At 42.2% G+C, this 26,662-nt stretch carries 25 protein-coding genes; 8 read left to right on the top strand and 17 right to left on the bottom strand.

Translation table 11 applies throughout. From position 1 onward, the window contains the following. The first annotated feature begins 7 nt into the window (after positions 1-7). Positions 8-688 carry an HTH-type transcriptional repressor FabR gene (gene fabR, locus KUG37_RS11815; protein ID WP_216936802.1) on the top strand — a complete coding sequence of 227 codons (681 nt, stop codon included), beginning with the start codon at positions 8-10 and terminating at the stop codon, positions 686-688. Between the two features lie 61 nt (positions 689-749). Here the strand turns inward: fabR and KUG37_RS11810 are convergent, their stop codons facing one another. The 5 genes from KUG37_RS11810 to KUG37_RS11790 all read right to left on the bottom strand — a co-directional run bounded on the left by KUG37_RS11810 (position 750) and on the right by KUG37_RS11790 (position 6,570). Further along, positions 750-1,550, bottom strand: coding sequence for an alpha/beta fold hydrolase (locus KUG37_RS11810; RefSeq protein WP_216936801.1), 801 nt, complete (start codon positions 1,548-1,550; stop codon positions 750-752). A 137-nt stretch (positions 1,551-1,687) separates the two neighbouring features. Then, a complete protein-coding gene (locus KUG37_RS11805) occupies positions 1,688-1,954 on the bottom strand; it encodes a PAAR domain-containing protein (RefSeq protein WP_216936800.1) in 267 nt (88 codons plus the stop codon). A 149-nt stretch (positions 1,955-2,103) separates the two neighbouring features. Then, complete coding sequence (gene rapA, locus KUG37_RS11800) at positions 2,104-4,941, bottom strand: RNA polymerase-associated protein RapA (RefSeq protein WP_216936809.1); 2,838 nt, start codon at positions 4,939-4,941, stop codon at positions 2,104-2,106. Between the two features lie 143 nt (positions 4,942-5,084). Further along, positions 5,085-5,729, bottom strand: coding sequence for an RluA family pseudouridine synthase (locus KUG37_RS11795; protein ID WP_216936799.1), 645 nt, complete (start codon positions 5,727-5,729; stop codon positions 5,085-5,087). 133 nt (positions 5,730-5,862) lie between these two features. Then, a complete protein-coding gene (locus tag KUG37_RS11790) occupies positions 5,863-6,570 on the bottom strand; it encodes a phosphopantetheine-binding protein (RefSeq protein ID WP_216936798.1) in 708 nt (235 codons plus the stop codon). Positions 6,571-6,997: 427 nt separating this feature from the next. Here KUG37_RS11790 and KUG37_RS11785 point away from each other — a divergent pair, with 427 nt between their 5' ends. Further along, positions 6,998-7,726 carry an N-acetyltransferase gene (locus KUG37_RS11785; protein WP_216936797.1) on the top strand — a complete coding sequence of 243 codons (729 nt, stop codon included), beginning with the start codon at positions 6,998-7,000 and terminating at the stop codon, positions 7,724-7,726. A gap of 73 nt (positions 7,727-7,799) precedes the next feature. On the opposite strand, the gene KUG37_RS11780 is transcribed toward KUG37_RS11785, so the two are convergent. The 8 genes from KUG37_RS11780 to KUG37_RS11745 form a co-directional block, all read right to left on the bottom strand. Next, the gene (locus tag KUG37_RS11780; protein ID WP_216936796.1) at positions 7,800-8,270 is read right to left on the bottom strand and encodes a transposase family protein; all 471 of its coding nucleotides are present in this window, start codon (positions 8,268-8,270) and stop codon (positions 7,800-7,802) included. Then, positions 8,218-8,532, bottom strand: coding sequence for a transposase family protein (locus tag KUG37_RS14855; RefSeq protein ID WP_216940467.1), 315 nt, complete (start codon positions 8,530-8,532; stop codon positions 8,218-8,220). The genes KUG37_RS11780 and KUG37_RS14855 overlap by 53 nt, the downstream gene beginning before the upstream one ends. A 176-nt stretch (positions 8,533-8,708) precedes the next feature. Beyond that, on the bottom strand, positions 8,709-9,326 hold the full coding sequence (locus KUG37_RS11770; protein ID WP_216936794.1) for a trimeric intracellular cation channel family protein: 618 nt from the start codon (positions 9,324-9,326) through the stop codon (positions 8,709-8,711). A gap of 67 nt (positions 9,327-9,393) precedes the next feature. Further along, entirely contained in the window at positions 9,394-10,635 is a 1,242-nt protein-coding gene (locus KUG37_RS11765) for an amidohydrolase (RefSeq protein WP_216936793.1), read from the bottom strand. 468 nt (positions 10,636-11,103) lie between these two features. Continuing rightward, positions 11,104-11,520 (bottom strand): heme-binding protein, encoded by a 417-nt coding sequence (locus tag KUG37_RS11760; protein ID WP_216936792.1) that lies wholly within the window; start codon positions 11,518-11,520, stop codon positions 11,104-11,106. 78 nt (positions 11,521-11,598) lie between these two features. Beyond that, the gene (gene hemL / locus KUG37_RS11755; protein ID WP_216936791.1) at positions 11,599-12,900 is read right to left on the bottom strand and encodes a glutamate-1-semialdehyde 2,1-aminomutase; all 1,302 of its coding nucleotides are present in this window, start codon (positions 12,898-12,900) and stop codon (positions 11,599-11,601) included. Positions 12,901-12,938: 38 nt separating this feature from the next. Then, positions 12,939-13,559 (bottom strand): thiamine phosphate synthase, encoded by a 621-nt coding sequence (thiE, locus tag KUG37_RS11750; protein ID WP_216936790.1) that lies wholly within the window; start codon positions 13,557-13,559, stop codon positions 12,939-12,941. A gap of 781 nt (positions 13,560-14,340) precedes the next feature. After that, the gene (locus KUG37_RS11745) at positions 14,341-14,724 is read right to left on the bottom strand and encodes a DUF962 domain-containing protein (protein WP_216936789.1); all 384 of its coding nucleotides are present in this window, start codon (positions 14,722-14,724) and stop codon (positions 14,341-14,343) included. 329 nt (positions 14,725-15,053) lie between these two features. Between KUG37_RS11745 and KUG37_RS11740 the strand changes: the two genes are divergently transcribed. After that, complete coding sequence (locus KUG37_RS11740) at positions 15,054-16,511, top strand: CYTH domain-containing protein (protein WP_216936788.1); 1,458 nt, start codon at positions 15,054-15,056, stop codon at positions 16,509-16,511. A 139-nt stretch (positions 16,512-16,650) separates the two neighbouring features. Next, positions 16,651-18,105: a CYTH and CHAD domain-containing protein gene (locus tag KUG37_RS11735; protein WP_216936787.1), complete on the top strand. Its 1,455-nt coding sequence runs from the start codon at positions 16,651-16,653 to the stop codon at positions 18,103-18,105. Positions 18,106-18,127: 22 nt separating this feature from the next. Here KUG37_RS11735 and KUG37_RS11730 read toward each other — a convergent pair whose 3' ends face one another. After that, the gene (locus tag KUG37_RS11730) at positions 18,128-18,760 is read right to left on the bottom strand and encodes a hypothetical protein (protein ID WP_216936786.1); all 633 of its coding nucleotides are present in this window, start codon (positions 18,758-18,760) and stop codon (positions 18,128-18,130) included. Between the two features lie 110 nt (positions 18,761-18,870). On the opposite strand from KUG37_RS11730, the gene KUG37_RS11725 reads away from it, so the two are divergent. Together KUG37_RS11725 and KUG37_RS11720 are read left to right on the top strand one after the other, a co-directional pair. Continuing rightward, positions 18,871-19,272: a DUF3144 domain-containing protein gene (locus KUG37_RS11725; protein WP_004280011.1), complete on the top strand. Its 402-nt coding sequence runs from the start codon at positions 18,871-18,873 to the stop codon at positions 19,270-19,272. Positions 19,273-19,390: 118 nt separating this feature from the next. Continuing rightward, on the top strand, positions 19,391-20,455 hold the full coding sequence (locus KUG37_RS11720; RefSeq protein ID WP_216936785.1) for an amidohydrolase: 1,065 nt from the start codon (positions 19,391-19,393) through the stop codon (positions 20,453-20,455). Between the two features lie 315 nt (positions 20,456-20,770). Here the strand turns inward: KUG37_RS11720 and KUG37_RS11715 are convergent, their stop codons facing one another. Together KUG37_RS11715 and KUG37_RS11710 are read right to left on the bottom strand one after the other, a co-directional pair. Further along, a complete protein-coding gene (locus tag KUG37_RS11715; protein ID WP_216936784.1) occupies positions 20,771-23,536 on the bottom strand; it encodes a pitrilysin family protein in 2,766 nt (921 codons plus the stop codon). Positions 23,537-23,671: 135 nt separating this feature from the next. Then, the gene (locus KUG37_RS11710; RefSeq protein WP_216936783.1) at positions 23,672-24,493 is read right to left on the bottom strand and encodes a PhzF family phenazine biosynthesis protein; all 822 of its coding nucleotides are present in this window, start codon (positions 24,491-24,493) and stop codon (positions 23,672-23,674) included. A gap of 119 nt (positions 24,494-24,612) precedes the next feature. Here KUG37_RS11710 and KUG37_RS11705 point away from each other — a divergent pair, with 119 nt between their 5' ends. Together KUG37_RS11705 and gloB are read left to right on the top strand one after the other, a co-directional pair. Further along, entirely contained in the window at positions 24,613-25,200 is a 588-nt protein-coding gene (locus KUG37_RS11705; RefSeq protein ID WP_216936782.1) for a flavin reductase family protein, read from the top strand. A 117-nt stretch (positions 25,201-25,317) separates the two neighbouring features. Beyond that, positions 25,318-26,052 (top strand): hydroxyacylglutathione hydrolase, encoded by a 735-nt coding sequence (gene gloB, locus KUG37_RS11700; protein ID WP_216936781.1) that lies wholly within the window; start codon positions 25,318-25,320, stop codon positions 26,050-26,052. Between the two features lie 26 nt (positions 26,053-26,078). Here the strand turns inward: gloB and KUG37_RS11695 are convergent, their stop codons facing one another. Then, a complete protein-coding gene (locus tag KUG37_RS11695) occupies positions 26,079-26,351 on the bottom strand; it encodes a hypothetical protein (RefSeq protein WP_216936780.1) in 273 nt (90 codons plus the stop codon). Positions 26,352-26,662 lie beyond the last annotated feature (311 nt).

The raw sequence follows: 26,662 nt of genomic DNA, 5'->3' as shown, positions 1-26,662 counted from the left end.
GCCTTCAATGAAAATAAGCAGTGATGCATCTTTATTACAATCGAAAAGCATTGATGAGCCGATTATCGTACGTAGTGTCGGTCGCAAGGCTACCATTACCAAGGAAGAACTGTTTCAGGCTGCATTGAATCTGATTGGACCACAAAAAAGTATTTCTTCTTTAAGTCTGCGTGAAGTGGCACGTGAAGCCGGTATTGCACCAAACAGCTTCTATCGTCATTTTAAAGATATTGATGAACTGGCGATTGAGCTGATTGATCGTGCCGGGATTGTATTGCGGCAGATTTTGAACGAGGCACGCCTGCAGGCTTCCCGTCAGAACAGCATCATCCGTAGCTCTGTAGAAATTTTTATTGCCCAGCTAGATGCCGATGAAGGCAATCTGAGCCTGTTATTACGTGAAGGCTATACCGGCTCCAAGTCTTATAAACAGGCAGTAGAACGTCAGTTGCATTATTTTCAGCAGGAACTCCAAGATGACTTGGTTCGTCTGGAACGTCTGAATAATAAAAAGTTGTTAAATGCTGACATAGTGGCTAAAGCGATTACCCAACTGGTGTTCAACATGGGGGCCAATGTCATTGACATGCCTGCTGAAGACCGAAAAGAAATTGCCGAACAGACCATGATCATGATTCGGATGATTCTGGAAGGTGCGCGTCATCTGGAAGACTCCCAGCTACGTTAATTTTCCGATTTGCATGAAATTGTATAAAAGAGACGTACTAAACGTCTCTTTTTTATGACCTTTACAAAAGTGCAAGTTGGGCTTTGACCGCCTTTGCAGTGGCTTCCGGATGCTCAAGCGGGAACATATGCCCGCCCTCAACCACTGAATAATCGATCTGATAAATCTTCTGCATGCCTTGTGGCAAGCCCTGCTGATAAAACTGACTCTGCTGCGCAGTGATCAGATGAATCGGCACTTCAGGCGGTCGTCGTGGCGTTCTCCACCACCAGGCTGGTACAGTCCGGAAGATCTCTGCTTCCACCTGTTTGGGAATAGTTAAAGTGACTCCGCCGCGTTCAGGTTCTGGCCGAATGCCACTCTCGATATAATCAGTAAAACACTGATCATCAAAATTTTTAAATAGCCGGTTAAAGCGAAGTGCTTCAATAGCGGCCTGTTTCGATGGCCAATGATCCTTGCGTTTTAGTGTCAATCCTGCTGGTGTATAGCGATCGACACTTTTTAGGTTTAGCTTTTTAATCAGTTCATACATGGCGCTATTTTTCCCAATAATGAACGGTGGGTCCATAATCAGCAGCTTGGAAAATAGTTCTGGACGTCGATATGCCGCCATCAGGGTCACCAGACCGCCAAAGGAGTGCCCTAAGCCAATCACCTGCTGCTGAGGAAATTGCTGCTCGATATCTGCAATGACTTCATCGACCAGATAACGCCAGTCTCGCGTAATCGGATATTGCGGATTCATGCCAATCACGGGAATCGCTTTGACCTCATATTCTGGCTGGAAACAGTCCAGAAACTTCTGATAAGTTGTCGCAGGGATGCCATTGGCATGGGTAAAATGTAGAGCTTGTTTCATTATTTTTTAAACGCAGCGCGTATTCATCCTGAAATCGTATGAGGGATCTTAATACTCTGTTCATTGATTCGGGAGTGCAAAAATGCTCAAACCGTGACCTCAAAGTCATTTCTCTGTATCTTTTCAGAATTTACGGCTTATTTCTGAGATACAGTCAGATGTTGCATCGGTAAAAAAGTCGCTCCGCAACTGGCCTTATCCCCCGCGATGACTATGGCTCTTCCTTGGACAGTAGTAGAAAGATCACTGGCGATCGCGGTAACCATCGTCTGGCATTTGGGACAATAATGCTTCATGCCATTTAAATGCACGGCAATGCCATTAATCAAAAAACAGGGGGCGCATTCGGTCACCATACCGCCATGACTGGTCTCTGTACCAAGGGTAATCATTGCTTTGGACATGCTTTGTAATTCTTGTTATTGAGTTAGTAAACTGATTTTAAACAGGAGAAAAATGACAGGCCAGTATTCCCCGACCAAAAGAATATAAAAGCCGGATTTTGGGCATAAAAAAAGCAGCCCGAAAGCTGCATTTTTTAATGATTTAAAGCTTAAGGCTTGACCACCACCATCACCTGAATGGCTTCAGGAGTCACGGATAGACCATCTAGCAGGCTTAGACCTTCTTTCTGCAACTTCTGTAAACGTGAAATTTCATCTTCACGGATACTTGGATTGAACTGTTTCAGATAAGTCAGACGATCAATTTCATATTGCCATTTATTGCCATAGACTTCTTTGGCTTGCTGCTTGAAGCCTGGCAATGCACTGCGTGCCAGTTCAAGTGCTTGCTGATAACGTGCTTCAATCACATCACGACGTGCTTTCACCACCTGACGGCAGCTATTGCCATCTAAATGATGCAGATACGGCTTCAGGATTTCTGGCGCAATCTTCTGGGATAGATCCTGACCTTTTTCACTCAGCAAGACACGAATCAGCTGTTGCGGCAAGCTTGATGGCAAGTTCAATGCTTTCGGTGCAACTACATCGACCTTGAACCAGACTTCCAGCAATAACGAACCTTGTGGCAGTGCCGCAGATTTTAATACCGCAACGTTGGTACTACCAAAACCTTGCGTATTGATCATTTCCATCACGCTTTCAGTGAATGGATGTTCCAGTGTCAGGTATTGTGCATCTTCGCGGATTTGTGCCTGATCACGATAGAAGGTGGCGGTAATCCCTTCTTCATCCAGCGTCAAACCTTGAACCTGCATTTGATCTGTCGGCTTGATGATCACGGTACCGTTACTTTGCTCATCAAAATCAATATTCGTGGCCGCCATAAAGCGTTTCATAAAGATCGGCAAAGTGGTGTTGTCATCATAGTCTTCAAGCGCGTTGACAATTTCCTGTGCTACCACCGGACGGCAAGAGTTGTACTCTAGCAAACGGTCACGACCTTGCTGCAATTCAGCTTCCAAAGCTTCACGTTGCAGGCTGACTTCTTCCAGCAGGTCTTCAAACTCTTGACCTTTGTCTGCCAATAGGCACTCTTTCAAGCGAACAATAAAGTTTTCTTGCAAGGTTTGTGCGGTTGGAGAAATATTGCTGAAGATATTCAAAGCTTCGTTATACCAGCGGAACATACGTTCTTGCGCAGTTCCCACCAGATAAGGTACGTGAATCTGAATACGGTTTTCCTGACCGATACGATCCAGACGCCCAATACGCTGTTCCAGAACATCCGGGTTTGCAGGTAAATCGAACAGGATCAGGTCAGAGGCAAACTGGAAGTTACGACCTTCTGAACCAATTTCCGAACAAAGTAGAATCTGCGCACCATAAGAGTCTTCAGCAAAATACGCTGCAGCCTGATCACGTTCAAGCAGGCTCATGCCCTCATGGAACATCGCAGTACGAATACCGGCATGCAGACGAAGTACATTTTCCAGCGCTTCAACGACTGGACCACTACGTGCAATCAGTAAGACTTTCTTGTGTTTTAAATCGGTACGTAGACGTTCCATTAACCACATTACGCGTGGATCGGCTTCCATCCACGAACCATCGAGCTGGGTTTCTTCAGGCCACATCTGCTCACGCAATTTACCATCTTTAGACCAGTGTTCTGGTGCCGGTAATGGTGCTGGCTGGCAATCACGCCCCGGGAAACCTTGAATAGCTTCACGTGTGTTGCGAAACAGGATACGACCTGTACCATGACGGTCTAAAAGCTCGTGAATGGCACGGAAACGCTGTTCAGGATGATCTTCAATCGGATGACCCAACAAGGCTTCAATCGCAGCAAAATGCTCAGCTTCTAATGGCAGATCTGACATTAACACTTCTGCAATTTTGGCAGTATGCTGATATTGCGCTTCTTCATCGAGGAAACGATCCAGCGAGTTAAAACGCTGCGGATCAAGCAAACGTAGGCGTGCAAAGTGACTTTCTACGCCTAGCTGTTCAGGTGTGGCTGTCAATAACAATACGCCCGGCGTATGCTCGGCAAGTTCTTCGACCAGATCATAACGGTCATTACCGCCAGCCTCTTCGCTCCACATCAAATGATGTGCTTCATCGACCACTAGCAAGTCGAAACCGGCTTCGAGCGCCTGTTCACGAAGATCTTCATGGTCGACCATCAAATCGACAGAAGCAATAATTTTTTGTTCGGTCAGGAACGGGTTCTGTTCAGGATCATGCTCTTTGATTGATGCTGTACGAGTCAAATCAAACAGCGAGAACTCCAGATTGAAACGACGACGCATTTCAATCATCCACTGATATTGCAGTGAATCCGGCACTAAAATCAGGATGCGTTCAGAACGGCCAGTTTTGAGCTGTTGATGGATGATCAGACCCGCTTCGATGGTTTTACCCAGACCCACTTCATCGGCCAGTAACACGCGCGGTGCAAAACGCTGACCGACTTCATGTGCAATATACAGCTGATGCGGAATCAGGCCGACACGTGAACCCACTAAACCACGCAGTGGACTGCTTTGCATATTGGCCTGCATCAGCAGCGCTTCGATACGCAGGTCATACCATTCTTTATAATCGACCTGACTGGCCAATAAACGGTCCAGAGGCTTAGATAGCTGGATCGTAGCACCGATACGGGTTTCATTCAGTGATTTACGTTCTTCTGTACCATCGTCCAGAGTACGAACCACATGATAACGTACCACACCATTGCGGTCTTCAATGGATTCTACAATCCACTTGGCCCCTTCCTGATCCTGTAATTCATCTTTCACATTAAATACAATACGTGATAAGGGGGCATTGCTGCGTGCATAGACACGGGTTTCATCGCTTTTTGGGAATAAAATGCTGACCGATCGCTCATCAACATCAATAAGAACGCCTAAACCTAGTTCTGTTTCAGTATCTGATAACCAACGTTGACCAATAGCAAATTGCTGCAATTTTTCCACCTTTATCTTAAGTACAAGATTATGAATATCAGGCTCCATCACGAAACGTCATTGGAGCAAAATTTCACACCTTCAAGCAATGTATTTTGACATAAAGCCCACTAAAAAGTGAGCATAATTCACGCCGATTAAATAAGTATTTTCTAGAACGGTGCCGGACAATAGAATTCGACCAGCTGCTCTGTTTGCGGATGATTAAAACTCAAACGTTCAGCGTGTAAACATAGCCGCGAGCTGAGCTGTTGCTGTTCGGGTGTCGCATATAAGGTATCACCGATAATCGGATGTCCGAGATATTGCATATGCACACGCAGCTGATGTGAACGACCGGTAATTGGGGTCAGTTTTACCCGGGTCACCGCCTGTCCCTGAATATTAAAATGTTCGATCGCCTGCCAATGCGTGATGGCCGGCTTGTTATGTGCGGGATCTGCGATATGTAGGGGCGGACGGCTTGGATCATATACCACTGGCACTTCAATGGTGCCCTCACCTTCGAGTGTACCGGCGACCACGGCCTGATAGGTTTTATCGGTCTGGCGTTCCTGAAACTGGCGGGAAATGGTTTTTTGTCCCCATTTGCTCAGACCAAAGACCAAAATGCCAGAAGTGTCGCGATCCAGTCGATGAATCAGTAAAGTTTTCGGTTCTAATTTAACCAGACGATTGATCAGACAATCTTGTAAATCTTCTGTTTTACCGGGAACTGTGAGTAAACCTGCAGATTTGTGGATGACCATGAAATCGTCATCACGATGTATCAGATGTTCGGTTAGAAAATTACTCAAAGTTCAATCCCAGGCTGATCGCGAAAAACAAGCCGGCCATGATAGAAAGCTTCGCCCATAATTACAATGCGCATTTATATAAATGCTGATGAAATTTCCGATTTAGGTCATAAAAATGCTCAATCACAGTGCATCAACGCGAGGATTGTAAAATGAAGCCGGCCAATTCATGCAAAGATGGATAGTGTAGTACATCTTCATAACGTATATTGGCACCATGTGCACGCCACACACCAACCAAACTCACCACTGCGACAGAGTTCAATCCATAATTTCTTAAGTCGATATAAGGATCAATTTCTAGAGCATCCATCTCCAGTTGTTCAGCCACAGCCAACATAATACCTTTGGCCGACAATACATACTCTGAGGGCGCGCTTAAATCCCACAACCGGGTCAGACTATAAGTATTTAAGTGATGTACCCCCTGTCCCGAGATATTTTCGACCCACTGAATATGCTGTTCCTGATTGGCTAGTAAAATCGCGTCATCAACTACGACAATTTGATCCGTCACACTCAGCAGATGCGGCAAGATTTGCTTGAGCATAGGTGTGACCTGTCCTGCAAAAATTAATTGCGGATGTGTCGATGCATACTCACCGAGTTGTTGCATGCCTTGAATTAAATCATCGCCATATAAGTCAACAATGGGAATATCCAGCGCTTTGGCTTTATTACTTATCTGAATCAAATTTGCCATAAGTTCACTCTCCTCTATTCCCTTCTGCATACGCAAATTTTGCAATCCGACTAACACCACCACTGATTCAGCAGATGAAAGCTGCCATTTGGCTTGAGATGGCGCGAGTTGGATTTTTTTAGGGATCGGATAAAGCATGGAAGAGGATTTTTCTGATCTATGTAAATTAAAGCTATGCTAACGTAAATCAAGATAAATGATAAGTTATTCTACACCTACATCTAATTAAAAATAATTTCATATAAGAGTTTTATGTTAAATGAAAATACACTTTTGTAGATATGTAAAAATAGATGATTATTTACTCTTAAATATTTAATATGTTATTAAAGGAAGGTAAAACTAAAAAAATATTGGGTATGATTTAATATAAGAATTAGAGTTATCATTTTTTTAATTACTCAATTTGCCCATCTAGTTTTTAATCTGCGCTGCTTATTATCTGAGATTTTGAGTAATTAGACCTCTTGCGTTAGTCAAAATTTAAACAGCCATAAGCTATATTTTATAAGGTTTTAGCTAATTCAACAATTAGGTAAAAGCATACTTTCGCAAGAGGTCTATTATGAATAATTCAATACATCAAACAGCCATTATTTCAGAAAAAGCTATTTTGGGTAAGAACATTACCATAGGTGCTAATACTATAATTTATGATAATGTTGAAATTGGTGATGATTCTTTTATAGGTGCTTTTTGTGAGTTAGGAGTGAATAATCACTTATCAGAAGGAAAGAATTTAGTCTTAGGTAAAAATTCAAACATTAGATCGCATAGTATATTTTATGAAGGATCAATATTTGGTGATGGGCTAATGACAGGTCACAGAGTAACTGTCAGAGAAAAAGTTCTAGCTGGTAAAAACTTACAACTAGGAACTTTATGCGATTTACAAGGACATTGTGAAATAGGTGATTATGTCCGTTTTCATAGCAATGTCCATATTGGGCAACATAGTAAAATTGGAAATTTTGTATGGATTTTCCCCTATGTTGTTTTAACAAATGATCCCCACCCACCAAGTGAGACAATGATGGGAGTCACTGTTGAAGACTTTGTATCTATATGCACAATGAGTGTTATTTTACCAGGTGCCATAATATCTGAAGGTTGCTTAATAGGTGCCCATAGTTGTGTGAAAGGTATAACTGAAAAAAATTCAATTTATGTTGGAAGTCCAGCGAGGAATCTGGGTTCAACATCACGAATAAAACTAGAAGATGGATCAGCAGCCTATCCATGGAAACATCATTTTAAGAGAGGTTATCCAGAAGAAGTTACTAAAGATTGGTAAAATAATAGAAGGATTCCTTATTTGAATAATTTTTATTATGCTTGGAATTAAATGATTAGACTTCTTTCATAAATCATTTTTTACTCAGCTCCAAGTTATAAATTCCAGCAATTAAATTGAATCTCAAATCGAGTCTTTTGCCTCTATTTCGATAACGCTCAGCAAGGAGCTTGAACCTTTTCAGGCTGCCAAATACATGCTCAATGCCTATTCTTCTTTTATTGATTTCCTGATTATAGATTTTTAGTTCAGGATCCAATTTACAACGTTTTTTGGCTTTTAAAGGTAGCAGACTATTCGGATGCAGAGCACAAATACCCTGATAGCCTTTATCTGCAAGAACAAAGGCTTCTGAGGGAATCCGCTTTATATTTCTTTTAAATAGCTCGAAATCATGTACAGCACCGCGACTGCTGCATAAACTCAGAATTTGCTGAGTCTTGTCGTGAATCAGGGCCGGTACTTTCAAGGTATGGGTCTTTTTCTTGCCACTATAGCTTTTTTTCTGTTTTTTTAGGCCTTTGGATTGGAATTTCCGTGGCATCCACGATTACAATATTCCAGTCGATGCCTTCACCTTCGGGTAAACTCTTCGGTAAATTAAACAGCTTAGCCTGAATCAGGCAGTCTTCAACATGACGTACAACTCTTGAAGCTGTCGGCTCTGAAACACCGTAACTCGTCGCAACGTGAAATAAGGTTCGGTATTCCCGCCAATAGCTCAGACAGAGAAGAACCTGGTCTTCCAGGCTTAACTTGGGCGGTCTGCCTTGAGTAGGAACATGTTTCTTCAATTGCTCAACCATTCAATAGAAGGTTGACCATGAGATGCCTGTGTATCGCTTGAACTGAGGATCAGAAAGCTGGTTTGAATCGATGTATTTCATGCGCAGATTATGCACGAATGCTAAAAAATCTGAAGTACAAATATCCATCAAAAAGAAGATCATTTTTTGATTTATGAAAGAGATCTATTAAATTCCTATTCTGAGAAAGATCGGATAGAAGGAAGTTTAATATTATAGATTATTGCAAGCAATCGAATGAATGTGGTGACAATAATTGCAAGGATGATACTTATATGGCCATTCATGTGACCAGTTGATCCTAAAATTTCGACACATGCCCCCACGAATGCAGCACTCGCATACAACTCTTGATTAAAGACTACTGGTTTACGGTTCGCCAATATATCTCGGAGAACCCCTCCTCCAACTGCACTTATACAGCCAAGAATAATAGACAATTGAATATTATGGGTATATTGATAGGTTTTATTCACACCAAATGCTGCAAAAAAACCTAATCCTAAGGCATCAAACAAATTACTTAATCTTTCCAAAGAAAGTACAAGCTTTTGAAGAAATGCAACAAAAATTACAGCTAAAATAATGGCAATTAAATATTTAATTGAGAGTAAACCTGCAGGAGGTGTGGCTGAAATACAAATATCACGAATAATTCCTCCACCTATTGCGGTGATGAATGCAAGACAAAATACACCAAAAACATCGAATTTTTGCTTAACACCTATTAATGCCCCACTTAAAGCAAAAACAAATGTGCCCAATAAATCAATTATAGGTAAAATATTCACCATAGGTGTACTCACAATTGTTGTTTTATTTTGAACCAGCTAAAAATTTACCAAGTTTTTATTCAATGACTTATAACCAGGTTTTGGTTGCCACAAGCATGGCTTCCAAACCTGCTTTAATGGTTGGTTCTAATTCGATTTTAAATTGAGATGAATGATTTGCAGGGATTGATTCTACATTATTATTTTTAATAGCCACTTCCCATTCCAGTTTATGAGTTGATCCAACAAACCAAAATACATAAGGTACATTCCATATGCGACCAAAGTAACTGAAATCTTCACTTGCCGTTGCAGGTTCTGTTTCAAAGCATCTATCTTCAAAATATTTTACGAAACTTTCTGCAAGTTTTTGCGTTGCTCTATAGTCATTATTAGTGACAGGATAACTGTCAATAAATTTTATATCCGGATCTTTTGCGCCCGAAGCACGACTTTCACAACTACAAATGCGCTTGACCGACTGCAACATCTTTTCACGAACCGAATCTTTATAACTGCGCATATTCAACTTAAGTACAGCTTCATCGGGAATAATATTTTCTTTTGTTCCGGCCTGAATTGAGCCAATCGTTAATACAGAACTATCTAAAGGAGCGATCTCTCTTGAGACAATAGACTGTAATCGAACTGCTGAATAGGCAGCAATCATCACAGGATCAATAGAATTTTGTGGCATAGAGCCGTGAGCGCCTTTTCCATGAAAAGTAATATGCAAACTATCACCCGCGGTTAAAATTGGTCCTGCCTTATAACCAATACTTCCTGCCTCACCCACCATGACATGCTGACCTAGAATAATATCTGGAATTGGAAATTTATTTTCCATATCTTTAATCATCGCTAAAGCACCTTTAGCGATTTCCTCACCTGGTTGAAACACAACCATTAAGGTACCTTTCCAATTGGATAAATTGGTCGCTAAAATTTCAGATACCCCCATAAGCCATGCAACATGTAAATCATGTCCACACATATGAGAAATTGATGTTTTGACACCCTCAAGTGTTTCACCTCTGACTTGACTTGCATAAGCTAAGCCAGTTTTTTCCTCCATAGGTAAAGCATCCATGTCTGCTCTAAGCATGACAGTTGGGCCATCCCCATTTTGAATGATCCCAACCACACCTGTTACACCTACGTGTTCTGTGACTTCAAAATTAATTTTTTTTAAATGTTCAGCAGCTATTTTCGCAGTTCGTATTTCTTGCATTGAAAGTTCAGGGTGCTGATGGAAATCTTTATAGAGCGATTCTATTTTTGGCAGTAATGAATCAATTTTTTGAATAAGTTGATTTAATTTGATATTCATCACAATATCCTCAAATTAATATTTATGTATTTTCAAATACTGTAGACCCTTTTATTTGAATAATTCTGAGCATAAAAAAATAAGTATAAAAAACGTTCAATTACCATGTATATACTAATTTAGTGTCTTTTTAAGGTAGTTATTCAAGGTAAATAATTTCGAGTGAAACAACATTAAACATCTGGCTATTATTTCTATAATTAAAAATGGCTTTGTTGCACAAACCTGTCTCTAAGGGCTTATTCAGCAACATAATTGTATTAAATTATTAGGCGACAAACTGAATGCAAGGAACTTTCAAAGTCAGGTCAATGAAATCCATGCTCGCATTGCCGTATTATATAAATTCACTGAATTAGGCAGACCTCACACCCAAGTTGTAACTTAAACTGGAGTCGATTGGGAAAGACTTAACTTTTAAATTCTTTGGGCAACAAAGCCGTTTAACTGGTAAAAGTTTATTAAAAATTAGTCACACTTTAACAAAAACCTCTCAATCGCCACCTGTGCAATTTCTGCATCCTGAAACGACTTCACACCTGACACCCCCATTGCACCTACCAACTGCCCTTGGTACATAATCGGCTCACCGCCTTCCAGCATCCCAGAGAAAGTCTCCATAGTCAGAAAGCCCATCTGCCCACCTTTGATAATATCTTCAAACAGTTTGGATGGACGGCGACTCATGGCAGAGCATTTGGCTTTTTCGATTGCCAAATTTGCAGTCATTGGCGCTGCACCATCCATACGTTTCATGGCAAGCAAATTACCCGTTTCATCCACCACAGCAATACTGACATTAAAGTTATTCTGAATCGCATATTGATAGGCTTCATTTAAAAGAAATTCAGCATCACTTAAAGTCAAATAATGTTTGGTTTGCATTGGTCATTTTCCATTTTCAAAATCTGTATAAAAAAGCCCGAACGAATTCGGGCCTAATACTGGGTCAAAATAAAAAGCTTAAGCTTTCATTTCGGCAAAAGTTTCTTTGGCAGCTTGAATGGTGTAAGCAATATCTTCATCAGAATGTGCAGCTGAAATAAAACCAGCTTCAAAAGCAGATGGCGCAAGATTTACACCACGATCGAGCATACCATGGAAGAATTTACGGAAAGCATCGACATCACATTTCAGCATAGAGTCGAAACTGGTAATGTCTTCCTGATCGGTAAAGTACAGACCAAACATACCGCCCACTTGTTGGGTCTTGAATGCAATGCCTGCTTCATCTGCAGCAGCTTGCAAGCCAACCAGCAGCTTCTCAAGCTGCGCAGACAATTTCTCGTAGAAACCTGGTTTACGCAGATGTTTAAACATCTCGATCCCGGCACGCATCGCCAATGGATTACCCGACAATGTTCCTGCTTGATACACTTTACCCAGTGGGGCAATACATTCCATCACTTCACGTTTACCACCGAAAGCGCCGACTGGCAGACCTGCACCAATAATTTTACCCAATGTGGTTAAATCTGGAGTTACGCCATAATGGGCTTGCGCGCCACCTAAGCCAACACGGAAACCGGTCATCACTTCATCAATAATAAACACTGAACCATGCTCATCACAGACATTCCGAATCGCTTGCAGGAAACCGTCAATCGGTTTCACCAGGTTCATGTTGCCTGCCACAGGCTCAACAATCACGCCGGCAATTTCAGAACCAAACTTGGCAAAGCATTCTTTTAAAGTTGCGATATCGTTATATGGAAGTGTCAGCGTGTGTTTGGCAAAATCTGCCGGTACGCCTGCAGATGTCGCCTCACCTTCACCACTGGTCAATAAACCAGAACCTGCTTTTACCAGCAGTGAATCTGAATGACCATGGTAACAGCCTTCAAATTTCACAATCTTGTCACGACCAGTATAACCACGGGCCAATCGAATCGCGGTCATGGTAGCTTCTGTACCCGAGTTGGTCATACGTACCAGTTCGATTGAAGGCATGATCTCGCAAATAATATCTGCAAGCGTTGTTTCATGAACTGTTGGCGCACCAAAGCTTAAACCATCTACCGCGGCATCCTGTACAGCTTTAATAATCGCAGGATGCGCATGACCCAGAATCATCGGCCCCCATGAACCCACATAGTCCACATAACGTTTACCGTCTACATCATAAAGATACGCACCTTGGGCCTTTTCGATAAAGACCGGTGTACCACCGACACCATTAAATGCGCGTACAGGTGAATTGACGCCACCCGGGATATGTTTATTGGCTTGTTTGAACAATTGTTCTTGCTTTGGAGATAAGCTCATGAAGGCACTCGACTCAAAATTAAATCAATCAAAAAATTTTATGCTGTAGCTTGAAAAAGCGCAGACCATTCATCTAAACGTTCAGGAATGGCATTCATAGGTAAGCCCAATATATCACTAATCACTGCGCAATAATCTGCACCTGACTCAATGACTTCTTTGGAATTTTCAACCGTTAAACCGCCAATGGCACATAAAGGCACGTTCAATTTTTCTTTGCCGCGTTTTAAGGTATCTAGGCCAATATTACCGGCTTCTGGCTTGCTGTTGGTGGCATAGATCGCACCGAATGCCACATAATTCGCGCCATCGGCAATCGCCTGTTCAGCCAGCTCAATTGAGTTATTACAGCTACGACCGATCAACACGCCTTTGGGCAAACGCGTAACAGCATCAATAATCGAACCATCATCCTGGCCTAAATGCACACCGACCCCGTATTTAACTGCCATTTCAAGATCATCATTAATTACGAAAGGTACACCGTATTCTGCACACATGGCTTTCATATACTCGATTTCGTAAATTTGATTTTCTTTGGGCACTTTTTTACGACGATATTGCAAGACCGCAACACCACCATTGGCCATTGCACCCTCTAACTTCGCCAATAAAAGCTCTAATGGATCATCATTGGTAATTAAATATAAACCGCGCATCTTGCTCGCCACTTGCTAGGATGGCTCTATTATAGGCATAACTCTGTGTAATTGCCGCAGTCCTGCTGTTTCTAAAGCTGGACTGGAGTAGATTTGCAGTTTTTTAGCACAGTGTTTGTCGGTTAAATTTTAAATATCACCATTTTCAGGGATATACGGAATTTCAGATCTGCGTTTTAATCACTTTATAACAAAAAAAATAAAGTGTTAATGCTTACGCCCTTCGACAAACGCTTTTAGGATTTTGCAAATAACTTGGTGGAGAAGTTGCAAACTAATGAAGGCGATTTTTTTGTTTTTTTTGCTTCTTTCAATCACTCTAAAATCAATTAATATCTAAAATACCTATTTTCAGGGATAGCCCGATCTGCACAAAGCGACTTTAATAGCGCTAGACATATAAAATAAACAGAAAAATAAATACTTGTGTTGGTCACACTCGATCCTTTCTGGTTTTGAGTCACTCGTTGGTGGAGAGACGTTTTAATGTTAGAAAGGATCTTTTAATTTCGACTAAAATCCGCATGAATTCTTCTATGAATATTTACGCAATAATGGCAACGAAATCAGTAAATTATTTTTAAAACAATATGGACATAAAAAAAGCCTGGAGAAGGTCGCTCCAAGCTTGGAAAACTGATGTATTCATTAAAATATAACGTTTGATCAAAAAACTCTATCAGCAATAACACAATTAATAGAATAATAATTCTAGACTTGCAAGCCTTTTATCGAAATTTCATGTTTCAAATGCACACATTCCGATGAACGTGTTTCTGGCTCAACTGGAAATCTTATCGTGTTTACGATTGATCAGGCTGATATTGCCACGCAGGACATCGGCAAACATCCGCCAGTCCGAGATAAAACTATATACGGGTTGTTTGAAACTGGCCGGTCTATTGCGCTCAAAGATAAAATGACCGACCCAGGCACAGGCATAGCCCGAAAGCAATCCATAGGCAAAATATCGCGGCTTGCCTTGGCGAATGGCTTTGGCAAAACAGTATAAACCGATGCTACTGCCGGCCACATGCAGACGGCGACTGATGATATGCCGATGCTCGGTCAAGTAGAAACGATAAAATTCATGGTAATTGGTAATCGGCATCTGGGGCTGAACCGCGACTACACTGCTGCTTTGTGGTTGTACTTGTATATTCATCGTGCATCATCCTGACGTTTTTGTTTTACCTTAGCGTATATTTTGGCCAAATAACAGCCTTTTTGATTTGTGCTTGCATCCAGTCTATACATCCCCGTGAAAGCCTGAACCCTATAGTTTTAGCCTTAAATAAACCGATGAAATCCAATCTTTAAATTTCTATTTAAACTTTTTATGTTCAGGTCAAGTCTTACATGCATTTTGATTTTGGTTACAATCTGCTGCGTACACATCTAAAACTATAATTGCGGCTGCTGTCGCCTAATTTCAGAACCTTATTCAAGTGAAGATTCAGCGCTTGCTTGCACTGAACAGATAGGATGATCATCATGGTTGAAGTTGAACTCAAGTTCCAAATCCCTGCGGCACGACGCACTGCCCTGCTCAAGGCACTTGATCCAAAAAAGTCTCAACAGATCCAGCTCCAAGCCAAATATTATGATACTGCCGACCGTCAGCTGGCCCGTTATGGGGTTGCGCTGCGTCAGCGTCTGGAAGGTACACGTTGGGTTCAAACCCTAAAAGCGGCCGGAAAAAGTCATATCGAACGCTTTGAACATAATCATGATTTAGGAGAATTAACTGAATCTCCTAAGCTGGATTTAGGGATTTATAAAGAATTCCCAGAAGCCGAGGCAATTCTCAGCCATGCTCTCGACAATCAGTTTGAACATCTGCAACTCCAGTTTGAAACCGATATTGCCCGTACTTTAAGGTTAATTGAATATGAAAACACGCAGATCGAAGTCAGTCTGGATATTGGGCAAATCCGTACACAGGATGCTGAGCAAGAAGTATATGAAGTCGAGTTCGAGTTAAAAGATGGCTCAATTCAAAATTTGCTAGCCTTTTGTTTTGAATGGGTTAAGAAATACCAGCTCTGGCTCGATGTACGCAGCAAAGCCGAAATTGGCAATTTACTGGCCACTTCACAGCGTGTCAGTCCTGCGGCCCTCAGCAAAGAATTTCAGATCAGCAAAAAAGACAGTGCCAGTAAAACCATGTGCAGTCTGATTGCACAGCAGATGCAGCATTTATTGCCAAATATCGCAGCGATTGCAGCCCAGGTTGCAGAACAGGAACATATTGATCAGGCACAACTGGCGCTGGATCATCTGTATCTGAGCTTGCTGCTGTTCAAAGACTGGCATCCACAGCTTTCAGACAAATGGGCACATCAACTGGCGGCCTTTAAGCAGCAATTTGAGCACCTGCAACATTTGCAGCATATGCAAAACAGCCTGGCCAGCTTCCTGCAAAATCCTACCACTTCGGAAAATCTGAGCAAAGATATTCTATATGCTCAGGAAAAACTCGGGAACCTGGTCAAGTCCACCCAGAATGTGCATCATTATCTGGAATTGCTGATGTTCAGTTTAACTGAAAATGAACATGCCTCGCTGGACTTGAAAACTGCTGCGCAAACCACCCTTCAACAGCAATATAAAGCCTTGCAGGAACAGATGAACCAGACCAACATTACTGATTTTGAAAGTCTGGATCAATTGGCAAGCCGGATTCAGGAACTAAAATTCAGCTTCCCGATTTTAACCACGATCTATGATGTCAAAAATTTGCAGAAATACAGCAAAGCACTCAATGATGCGCAACTGGCTGCCAGTGAATATCAGACTCTGGCCTCTTCTACAGTTTATATACAGCAAACTGAACTGGAAGCAAGCGACTGGTTTGTGCTGGGCTGGTTGACTGCCAAGCAGGAAGTCTATGCCCAGAAACTACTTGAAGCGACCGAACAGTTCCTGGTAAGCCGAAAATTCCTGAAATAAATATATTGAAATAAATATCACGAGAAATGTTAAAAGCACGCTTTCTATGGCGTGCTTTTTGTTGCAGAAGCACATCACACCCAAACTATTCTTTGAGCTATATTAATCTGTAAAACCAACATCGCGGAGGAATAACCCGATGGCAGAAATAGAACTCAAATTCCAGATTCCGGCACAGTCACGTGTGCAATTTGAACAGGATATCCAGAAACTGCTACCGACTCGGCATCGCCTGTGTGCACGCTACTTTGATACCGAAGCACAGCAACTACAACAACATCAGATTGCCTTACGGCAACGTCTGGAAGACCAGCAATGGATTCAGACTCTTAAAGCAGCGACTGAGCATCAGTTTGCTCGTTTTGAACTCGAACATGAGTTAAAAAGCCCTCCTGAACATTGTGATTTTCAGTTATATCGCAAACATAAACCGGCAAAAAAAATCTTGAAACAGGCGCTTGGTGATTTAGATAAACCCCTCATTCTGCAATTTGAAACAGATGTCGCGCGTTATGTACTGACAGAAAACCATCTGAACAGCCAGATTGAAATTGCCTTTGATATGGGTGAAATTCGGTACAATGATCAGGCCATCGATATTTATGAAGTTGAGTTTGAGCTCAAGTCCGGTCAATTAAGTGAATTAATTGATTTCATTCAGCCTTGGGTTCAGCGTTATGGGTTATGGCTGGATACGCGGAGCAAAGCGGAACGCGGTTTTGCCTTATTGCATGATGAAGAAAGTCTGCCTGTGCAGCATCAGCTTCCCTTGGTGCTTGAACAAAAAGATCAGATCAGCACGATTTTGCAAAAAATTGTCGCCAACTGTCTGGCCCACCTTTTACCAAATGCAACTGCAATTGCTGCAGAAAAATATAATAGTGATCATGTGCATCAGGCGCGTGTCGCAATTCGACGTTTGCGTAGTGCATTTAAAATTTTCCAGTCCGTGACTGAGCATGTACAACCAGAATGGCCGGAGCAGCTACGGGATATTTTTCAGCAACTGGGCTCTACCCGGGATCGTGATGCCTTGGCAGAAAGTCTGATTCCACAACTGGAAAAAGCAGGTTCACCGTTGCTCACATTGCCGCCACACCGACAAAAACAGCCAGATATTAGTGCGCTGTTTAGAAGTCCTGCCACCATAGAATTAATACTGCAACTACTCAGCTTTAGCCAGGAAAAAACAGATAGCAAAACCAAGTCTTCGCATAAAATTTTATGTAAAGGACTGAACAAGCTGCATCAGCAAATCTGTCAGGATGCCAAGAACTATCAGGAACTGGATATTGAATCGCGACATCGTACGCGCAAGCGGGTCAAACGCTTACGCTATAACGTAGAATTCCTGCAAAGCTTATTTCCTGAAAAAGAGGTCAAAGCCTATCTGCAAGCCTTGAAACCCTTACAGGAAAGCCTCGGACATTATAACGACCTGTTTGTGGCAGATGCGTTATTCAGACCTTATGTCAAACAGCAGTCCAAGGCCTGGTTTGTGCTAGGCTGGCTCAGCGCGGAACAGCAGCGTTTGTCGAATGAAGCAGCAGAGCGTTTACAGCAGTTTGCTGAAAATACCCAGCCCTTCTGGTAAGACAGGGCTCGGTAAAACTGTACTAGCGATATTTTCCAAATACTTTCCAGGTATGGTTATCTGCTAGAGGATCATTATAACTGTCACTACGTTGCTTACGCGGTTTATCACGTGCATCGACCAGTTCAAAGTGTAGCTCGACACTCAGCACGATCCCATTTACATAAAAACGGGTGCGCGTATATTCGCTTTGCCCATGCTGAAACACATAAGTGCGTAAATCTACAAACTCGCGGTGGGCGACCAAAGCTGCGGTATCGTCACTGTCGAGCCATTGCCGCATGGCTGCCACTTGCTCAGGTTCAAACTGCCCGCACTTTTCGATCAGGCTGGCGACCCCACGAAAAGTTTTGGATTCTTTGGCACGGGTTTTATTGATCCGGATCCGGTCAACATGAAAATAAAATAGCGGCAGGTTTAAATGACTTGGAAGATGGATGGCATCTAAGACTTCATCTTCCATAAAAGGCTGAAACAGATCCTGAGCTCTTTCAATCAGACCGAGCCATTGGCTGTAATATTCAGCCACCTGTGACTGGCTACCATAATAAATCGGCAAGCCTTCAACATTGGCCAGATTTGCCGGTGGCCAGATATTCTGGCGCAATAAAGCAATGTCGCTTTTTAGACTTTGTACTGCAATCACATCCTGCATGGCATTCACTTTTATTTACTTAGGCTATTTTTAGATTAAGGCAAAGGTTTAGTTTCTGCAAGGCTTTGCCTATAATTAGCAATTGAGATTTTAGTGTTAGGAACAAATTCATGGTTCAAAAGATTGAAGCAACCGATGTAACCGAAGAAGAAGCGTTAAATGCGGCATTCTTTGAACGTGCTGATGAATTTATTCAACAAGCCAACGAGTTTTGCCGCGTAGAAAAAGGCTCCCAGGAAAAACCAAGTGATAAGCGCGGTCAAGTTAGTGCAGCGATGTTATTTGGTACTGCCCGTTTCAATACCTGGGTTGCAGCGAATAACTTTAAAGATGGCAACGAAATGCGCGATGCCAAAGATCAGGTTATGTCTTATATTTTGCAGCAGTTTCAAATGATGCTGGAAGATAACTATGATGAATACTGTGAACAGTTCGAAAACTATTTACGTTTCCGTCACAATGAAGAGTTTCATGCCAATAAGCATAACCATGATCACAAGCACGATCATTGATTAAAATATGAAAAGCCCTACGGGGCTTTTTTTATTTACTGGAATTTATCATATTGACTTTAAACTGATTTTGGCCCTATATAAATTGAACAATAAATAAACTAAAACAAGGCATTCTATGCAGCAGCTTCCCTTCCCGATGATTGATCCGCATATTCACCAATGGGATCCTTATAACACGCCACATGCAGCAGCGCTCGCGGTAAAGCTGTTCGGCAAGCACCCCAGATTGCTGGACAAAATGGTCCGGCTGCTAAAGCCTAAAGATGTCATTGAGACCATTGGCCTGACCCAGCACCTGACCGCACCTTACCTTCCTGCAAATTACAAGAAAGATGTAGGACATTATGAAGTTGAGCAGATAGTACATGTCGAAGCCAGCTGGCATGACCAGCAAGGCACAGGCGTGGTGGATGAAACCCGTTTTATCGCTGGACTTCCTTTTGATCAGCATAATATCCGGCTAGGTGGGATTGTCGCCACGGCGGACCCACGACAGAAAAGTTTCAAGCAACTGATTCAACTACATCGGGAAGCGTCTCCAAGATTTCGCGGCATCCGTAAAATGGCTGCGGTACATCCAGATAAAGGCATTCATGCCTGGACCAATGAACCGCATCTTTATTGCAACAAAGATTTCCTGAAAGGCTTTGAGGAACTGGCCAAGCAGGATTTAAGTTTTGATGCATGGGTTTACTCTACTCAGATTTCTGATGTGATTGCTCTGGCCAAAGCCTTTCCCGATACACCTATCGTGCTGGATCATCTCGGTACACCTGCAGGCTTATTTGGCAAAGTGGGCAAAGCCACAGGCAAGACCGAACAAGATCGCGCCCAGATATTTTCAGACTGGAAAGAGCAACTGGCTGAACTGTCCGAATGCAAAAATGTATCTACTAAAATGTCTGGCTTGTTTATGCCCGTTTTAGGTCATGATTTTCATCAGCAGAAACGACTGGCAAGCAAACAGGAATTATTGGAACGTGCAGCTCCCCTGATTCAGCATGCCTTACACTGTTTTGGTTCTGAACGTGTGATGTTTGCGTCCAACTTTCCGATGGACAGTGTCAGCAGCTCACTCAGCAATATCATTGATGCCTTTAGCGATATTGTTCAGGACTACAATGAAAATGCGTTAAAGCCGATCTTTTATGAGAATGCTAAAGCGTTTTATCGCTTATAAAAAACCCTCTGACTAAAGGAGAACTAGTCAAGAAATAAACTAAGTTTTTATTTTTAGAATTTTCTATGCAAGTGGATACACGTAAACGTCATCCGCAACTGTTTGAGGCAGATCAATATTAGATAGTGTTTGTTTCTGCGATAAATTTATAACTCGATGGTAGCTGACGAGTTTTGCGTGAGGAGCATTGCTCCGCAAGATGGTTTCCTTGCGAAGCTCTGCTTCTCATTTTGCCGAAACAAAAGTAGCAAATAAGATCAGAGGATTTTAGTTAGAATGAAAACCTTTATTATAAGCCCATAATAATTCAGGTTTTTATTTAACTTCTTTCCCATACTGATCGGCCATCACTTCAACCAGCTGATCTGGCTTGATGTGTTTTTTAATCATGGCATCAATATCGGCTTTACTGAGTTGGGCAATCGCTTGATCACGTTTTTCCCGGTAAACCAGATTACGGTCTTTTTCCAGCTGTGGAATCAGCATAGTATGAATACGGCGATCATCTTCCAGTGCGGTGAGACGCTGTTTCAAGATGCTGGCTTTTGCGGCTTCTACTTCCTGTTCAGTTACACCACGTGTTAACAGTTCATTAAGTACCTTATGCACTGCCTGAGACACTTGGGCAGATTTTCCAGCCGTATAATTGGCACTAATCATCATTGCACCGGCATCTGCCCATTCATCGAGTTGCATATCCGCACTAAAACCATAGACCAGTGCATTTTTCTCGCGTAGCTCTTGCGCCAACCGTGACGACAGCTGTGAATCACCCAGAATATATCGCAATACCTGTAATGCAGGCGCATCGGCATGATCCGCACCGACCGGCATACTCATAAATGCCTGATAACTCCCGAATTCACGCTGCTCAGACAAAGCATGAATTTTTTTGGCTGAATAGGCTCTATATTCCGATTTCAAACGCTCATAGGGCTGGGCGGCTTTCCAGTCCGAAAAACTGTTTTTCAGCGTTTTTTGCATCGATTTTGGATTAAACTCACCCGTGACCGCAATTTGTGCATGCTGGGTTTTCAAAAACTGCTGATATAGTGCCAATACCTGTTCACGAGTCACATTCTGGTACTGCTTTTTGGCCAGCTCAGGTTCGAAATGAAAACGCAAATCTCCAGGCTGATAGACCTCGATCGTTCGGGCCATCGTCAAGCTCGACACCGTATCTGGTTCGGTATAAGGACGATCCAGACTGGATAAAGTTTGTCCTTTAATCAAGTCAAACTGGCTTTGCTCAAATGCCGGCGTTTTTAGCACATCAACGACATACTGAAAAAATTCTTCAAACTTTTCTTTTTTGGCGCTGATCTGTATGTTCAGGCCATTGCCGGATGCACTGGCAGTCGCCGAACCACCGACTTCAATAATTTTATCGGCAATCTGCTGCAAGCTCTGAGTTTTCGATGAACGCAACACTAAATAAGCCGTCAGATCCAGAATCTCGCCTTTATTCATCAGACTTTGTGCGGTACCAAAATCCAGGGAAATTGTGGCATAGACCTTGTCATCGCGGGTAGTGGTCGGAAACAGTGCATATTTAATGCCATTTTTTAATTTGCCACGCTGAATCTGTTTATCTTTACTATGCAAATACTGTTTGGACTGCTGTAAATATTGCTTTACTTCTGCCTGATAAACACTGACATCTTTGAGTGGTTCTTCTGCTACAGCCTGCTGATCCAGGGTTTTTGCCGGCACTTCTGTTTGCGCCAGTTCCTGCGCTTTTTTCTGATCTTCCGGTGTTGGCAAGATATTGCCTGAAATACGGTATTCAGGCTTTAAAAAACTCTTATAGACCTGATTGACCTGATTGACATTCAAGTTTTGAATCGCATTCAGATCTTTAAAATACTGGCTCCAGTCACCCGAATAAGCCACAGCATAATCACTTAAACGCGAACCCAAAGCGGTAGCACTATTTTTAATATTGTCGGCCTGATTCCGGGTCAGATTTTTAGCCCGGTTTAACTCTGCCTCGGTAAATGGCTGACTCTGTTCTACGCCTTGAATCAGCCCCTGTTCTATGGCTTGTGCCTGATGATTCGGTGCATAGATTGCCCCCATAAACACCAGATTAAAGTCTTTATCAAGCCAGGTGCTGGCTTGCACAGCGGTCGACTTTCCAGTTTCCACCATACTCTGATACAGATGTCCGCTCGGCTGCAAAGTGTATAACGTTGGCGAAACGGCCAAAGCCGTTTTAATACTTTCTTCTGATTGATTTAAATAAATATTAAACTTGGCCAGATCACTGCCTTTTCGCACGGTAAATTCACGCTGTTTGATCTGTTCCGGTTTAAGCGCTGGGACTTTCACTTGCGCCGGTACACTTCTGGACTGAATCGGACTGAAATGTGTATCCAGCTGTTTTAAGACCTCGGCCTTGTCAAACTTACCTGAAATGACCACAAAGGCATTATTCGGTGCATACCAATTACGGTAAAAACGGTTTAATTCCTGCATATTAATGGATTGCAGTTCATTCAGGTCACCAATGGGCAAACGGCCTAAATACTGATTGCCATAGGCCGATTTAAACACCTGATCAATCAAAACCGAAAACGGCTGATCCAGCCGGATTTCACGCTCACGTTTTACAATATCAATTTCAGTCGGTACGTATTTTTCCTGGAGGACCAGCTTGTCCATACGTTCGGCTTCCAGAAAAATGATTTCACTTAATGCAGTTTTCTCAGGACGAATCACATTGGTATATTTGGTCGAGTAATAATCGGTACTGGCATTGGTCATTAAAGTATATTGATCCAGTCGACGCTGGAATTCATCTCCTTTGACATTTTTTGTGCCTTTAAAGGCTAAATGTTCCAGCAGATGGGCCAGACCACCCTTGCCTTGAGGATCATTTAGGGAACCGGTCAGATAGACCGTATTCATAAAAACTTTATTTTCTTTATCATTCGGTGCCAGAATAATGCGCAGACCATTATCCAGACGATATTCTTCAACATTCTGTTCAGTTTTCACCAAAACAGGTTGTGCAAAACTTAGTGCACTACAGCCAGACAAGACAATAGCCAGACTTAAATTTTTATAACGTAGCAACATTCTTCATCCAAATTATAAATATAAATTTTTACTCGCGCCCATCTTAGAGAATGATTCTTTTTCTGAAAAATCTATTCCAAGCCGAATCATCAAAATAACATGCCGCCTCACCTGACGACATGCATATCTATGTAATTAAATATAAATTTCAGCCTGCATATATAGCTTGCCATAACCGGAAATTTCAATTCGTTCCTGATCTTGCAAGGCACAGTACAGTACGCCACCACGCGCTGATGCCTGATAGGCAACCAGTTCATTTTTACCGAGTTTCTCAGCCCAGAGCGGTGCAATTCCGGTATGAATCGAACCTGTTACCGGGTCTTCATTGATTCCGTTACTCGGTGCAAAATAACGTGAAATACAGTCATATTGCTTGTCTTGTGAGGTGATCGCCACATCTAGAAAGGTATTCTGGGCCGTAATCGCTGTACGCTTGCCATTCAGCTGTTTCAACAGTTCAAAATCAGGCGTTTCATCCAGCACATCCTGTACCGATTCATATTCAACTATATAGCCCTGTGCATTCAGATAAACCTGTTTAAACGGTTTACTTAAGGCCCGTCTCAAAGCTTCAGGATATTCGGAAACGGGTTCTGCACGACGGATCGGAAAGTTCATTCTGATCTTGCCATCCGCATCCTGCCGGACCACAAAGATGCCAAAATCTTTTACATGAAAATGAATCTTTTTCTCTGTGGCAAATTGATTGAATAGCACAAAACTGCTTGCTAATGTCGCATGACCACAAAAATCCACTTCCTTGGTTGGCGTAAACCAGCGGATCGCATAATTGTCACTATCCATGACTTTAACAAAAGCCGTTTCTGACAGATTATTTTCCAAGGCGATATTTTGCATCAGGCTATCTTCGAGCCAGTCATCCAGTACAATTACGGCTGCAGGATTGCCTTTAAACAGTTCCGTGGTAAACGCATCGACCTGGTACATTTTCATTTTTTCAGTTCCTGAACATTACGATCTCTAGTTTAAAAGCTTTTTTGCAAGAATGAACTTGAATATGTCAAGGATCTCATTAATCTAGCTTGTTTAATAAATAAAGCAAATGGTGCTACATGGCAAACTCCCATATTCAAAGTGTTCCCCTAGAAAAAGCCTATCGTCTGATTACCCATGGTCCGACTGTACTGGTGTCTGCTCAAGATCAGCAGGATACTGATGTCATGGCAGCAGCCTGGGCATGTGCACTGGAATTCAGCCCAGCCAAAGTGACTGTAGTTCTCGACAAAAGCACCAAGACCCGAAACATTATCGAAAATTCAGGATATTTCGCCCTGCAAATTCCCACCCTGAAACAGCTAAATATGGTCTATCGTCTGGGTACGCTGAGCCTGCATAATGTCCCGGACAAACTGGCGCAATCTGGAGTAGAATTATTTAAATTTTCAAATTTTAATATTCCTGTGGTGCAAGGCTGCGCGGCCTGGATACTCTGTGAGCTGATTTCCGAGCCTCATAACCAGCAAATGCATGACCTGTTTATTGGCAAGGTAATTGCTGCCTATGCCGATGATCGGGTCTTCCGCGACGGTCACTGGCATTATCATGAAGTGGATGAAGAATGGAAAAGTATTCACCATGTGGCCGGTGGACACTTTTATACCATTGGTAATGCTGTAAGCGTTGATGATCCAGAATTATAAATTGTTCAAATTCGACATAAACGAAAATAATCGCGGATGAGCAGATAAAATCTGCAAGCTCCTGGTCATCTGAATTTATGCTATTTTATTCTTAATATCGATTTGGTCTGATGCCCTATGATGCCTTTTAAAATTCACTGTATTGATGTCCAGAATTCACTGCAAAATTATATCTGGTTGCTGGAACATACCACGTCGCATCAGGTGGCCGTGATTGACCCAACCGAAGCAGAACTGGTACAGGCCTATTGTGCCGAACATGGTTTAGTCATAAGTCAGATCTGGCTGACTCACTGGCATAAAGACCATATTGGTGGTGTGCCGGGTTTGATTCATGGACAAAATCTTCCCGTCTATGGCCCACGTGCAGAACTGAGCAAAATTCCATTTATCACTCATCCGCTTGAGCATGAAGAACAGTTTAATTTTCATGGAATAGATATTCAGGTAATTGCTGTGCCGGGACATACATTAGGCCATATTGTTTATTTTATTGATGCAATTGATGTGCTGTTTTGCGGCGATACTTTATTTGCCATGGGCTGTGGCCGGGTTTTTGAAGGTACTTATTCACAGATGTATCATTCACTGTCCCGTCTGGCTGCCTTGCCACCACGCACCCAGGTCTATTGCACCCATGAATACACCCTGGCGAATGCCCAGTTTGCCAAACATGTCGAACCGGACAATCCGTTGATTCTGGAACGCTTCGAACATATTGAGCGTGTACGTATGTTAGGCCAGTGTACGCTGCCAAGCAGCATTGAAGATGAATTGCAAACGAACCCTTTCCTGCGCGCTGAAAGCGTGGAAGAATTCCAGCGCTTAAGAACCCTGAAGGATCAGTTTTAAACCTGATTCAGTTCCGATCATCAATATTAAAGAATCTGGTTGCTTTGTGCATAAGCATCCAGTTCACTTTGAGTGACTACACGCACCGCCTGCATTTCATCAATACGTACCAGCAGTAAGCCACCTAAGGCAGGCTGATAACGACGAGCACTACCAAAAGGCGTATATGCTACTTTCGATTGAACACTAAAGTTCAACCAGTCCTCATGTCCCAACATCACAGCAACCGGATCGAGTCCTTGCTGCTGCATCAATTCAATGCGCTGATTGACATCCTGTTCAATGGTTAATTCAGTCATGGTACGAGTATTTAGTTTGAGAATATATTTTTAATAGTATAAAGCATGCAAATCAGGCTGAAGCTCAGAAAAACAACAGCCAGTATTTTCCAAATTAATAAATGGATTAAATTTTAATTTTCTCGTTTTTATATCCAATATTTTCAATTTTATATTCTTGATACAGCTATAAAATAGACAGGTTTTAATTAACCCGAATCGCGGATAAGAAATTGACTTGAAAAATAAGAGGACTAGAGCCATCAGTTGAGTTACCACACCAAACTCACAACTCTAGTCCTGATGTTCAATAGTACCGAATTATTCTGCGT

This window comes from Acinetobacter sp. BY419 (genome assembly GCF_019038395.1).
Taxonomy (GTDB): domain Bacteria; phylum Pseudomonadota; class Gammaproteobacteria; order Pseudomonadales; family Moraxellaceae; genus Acinetobacter.
Note: the sequence above shows the minus strand (reverse complement) of the source record. Positions and strands in the feature narration are given on the sequence as shown.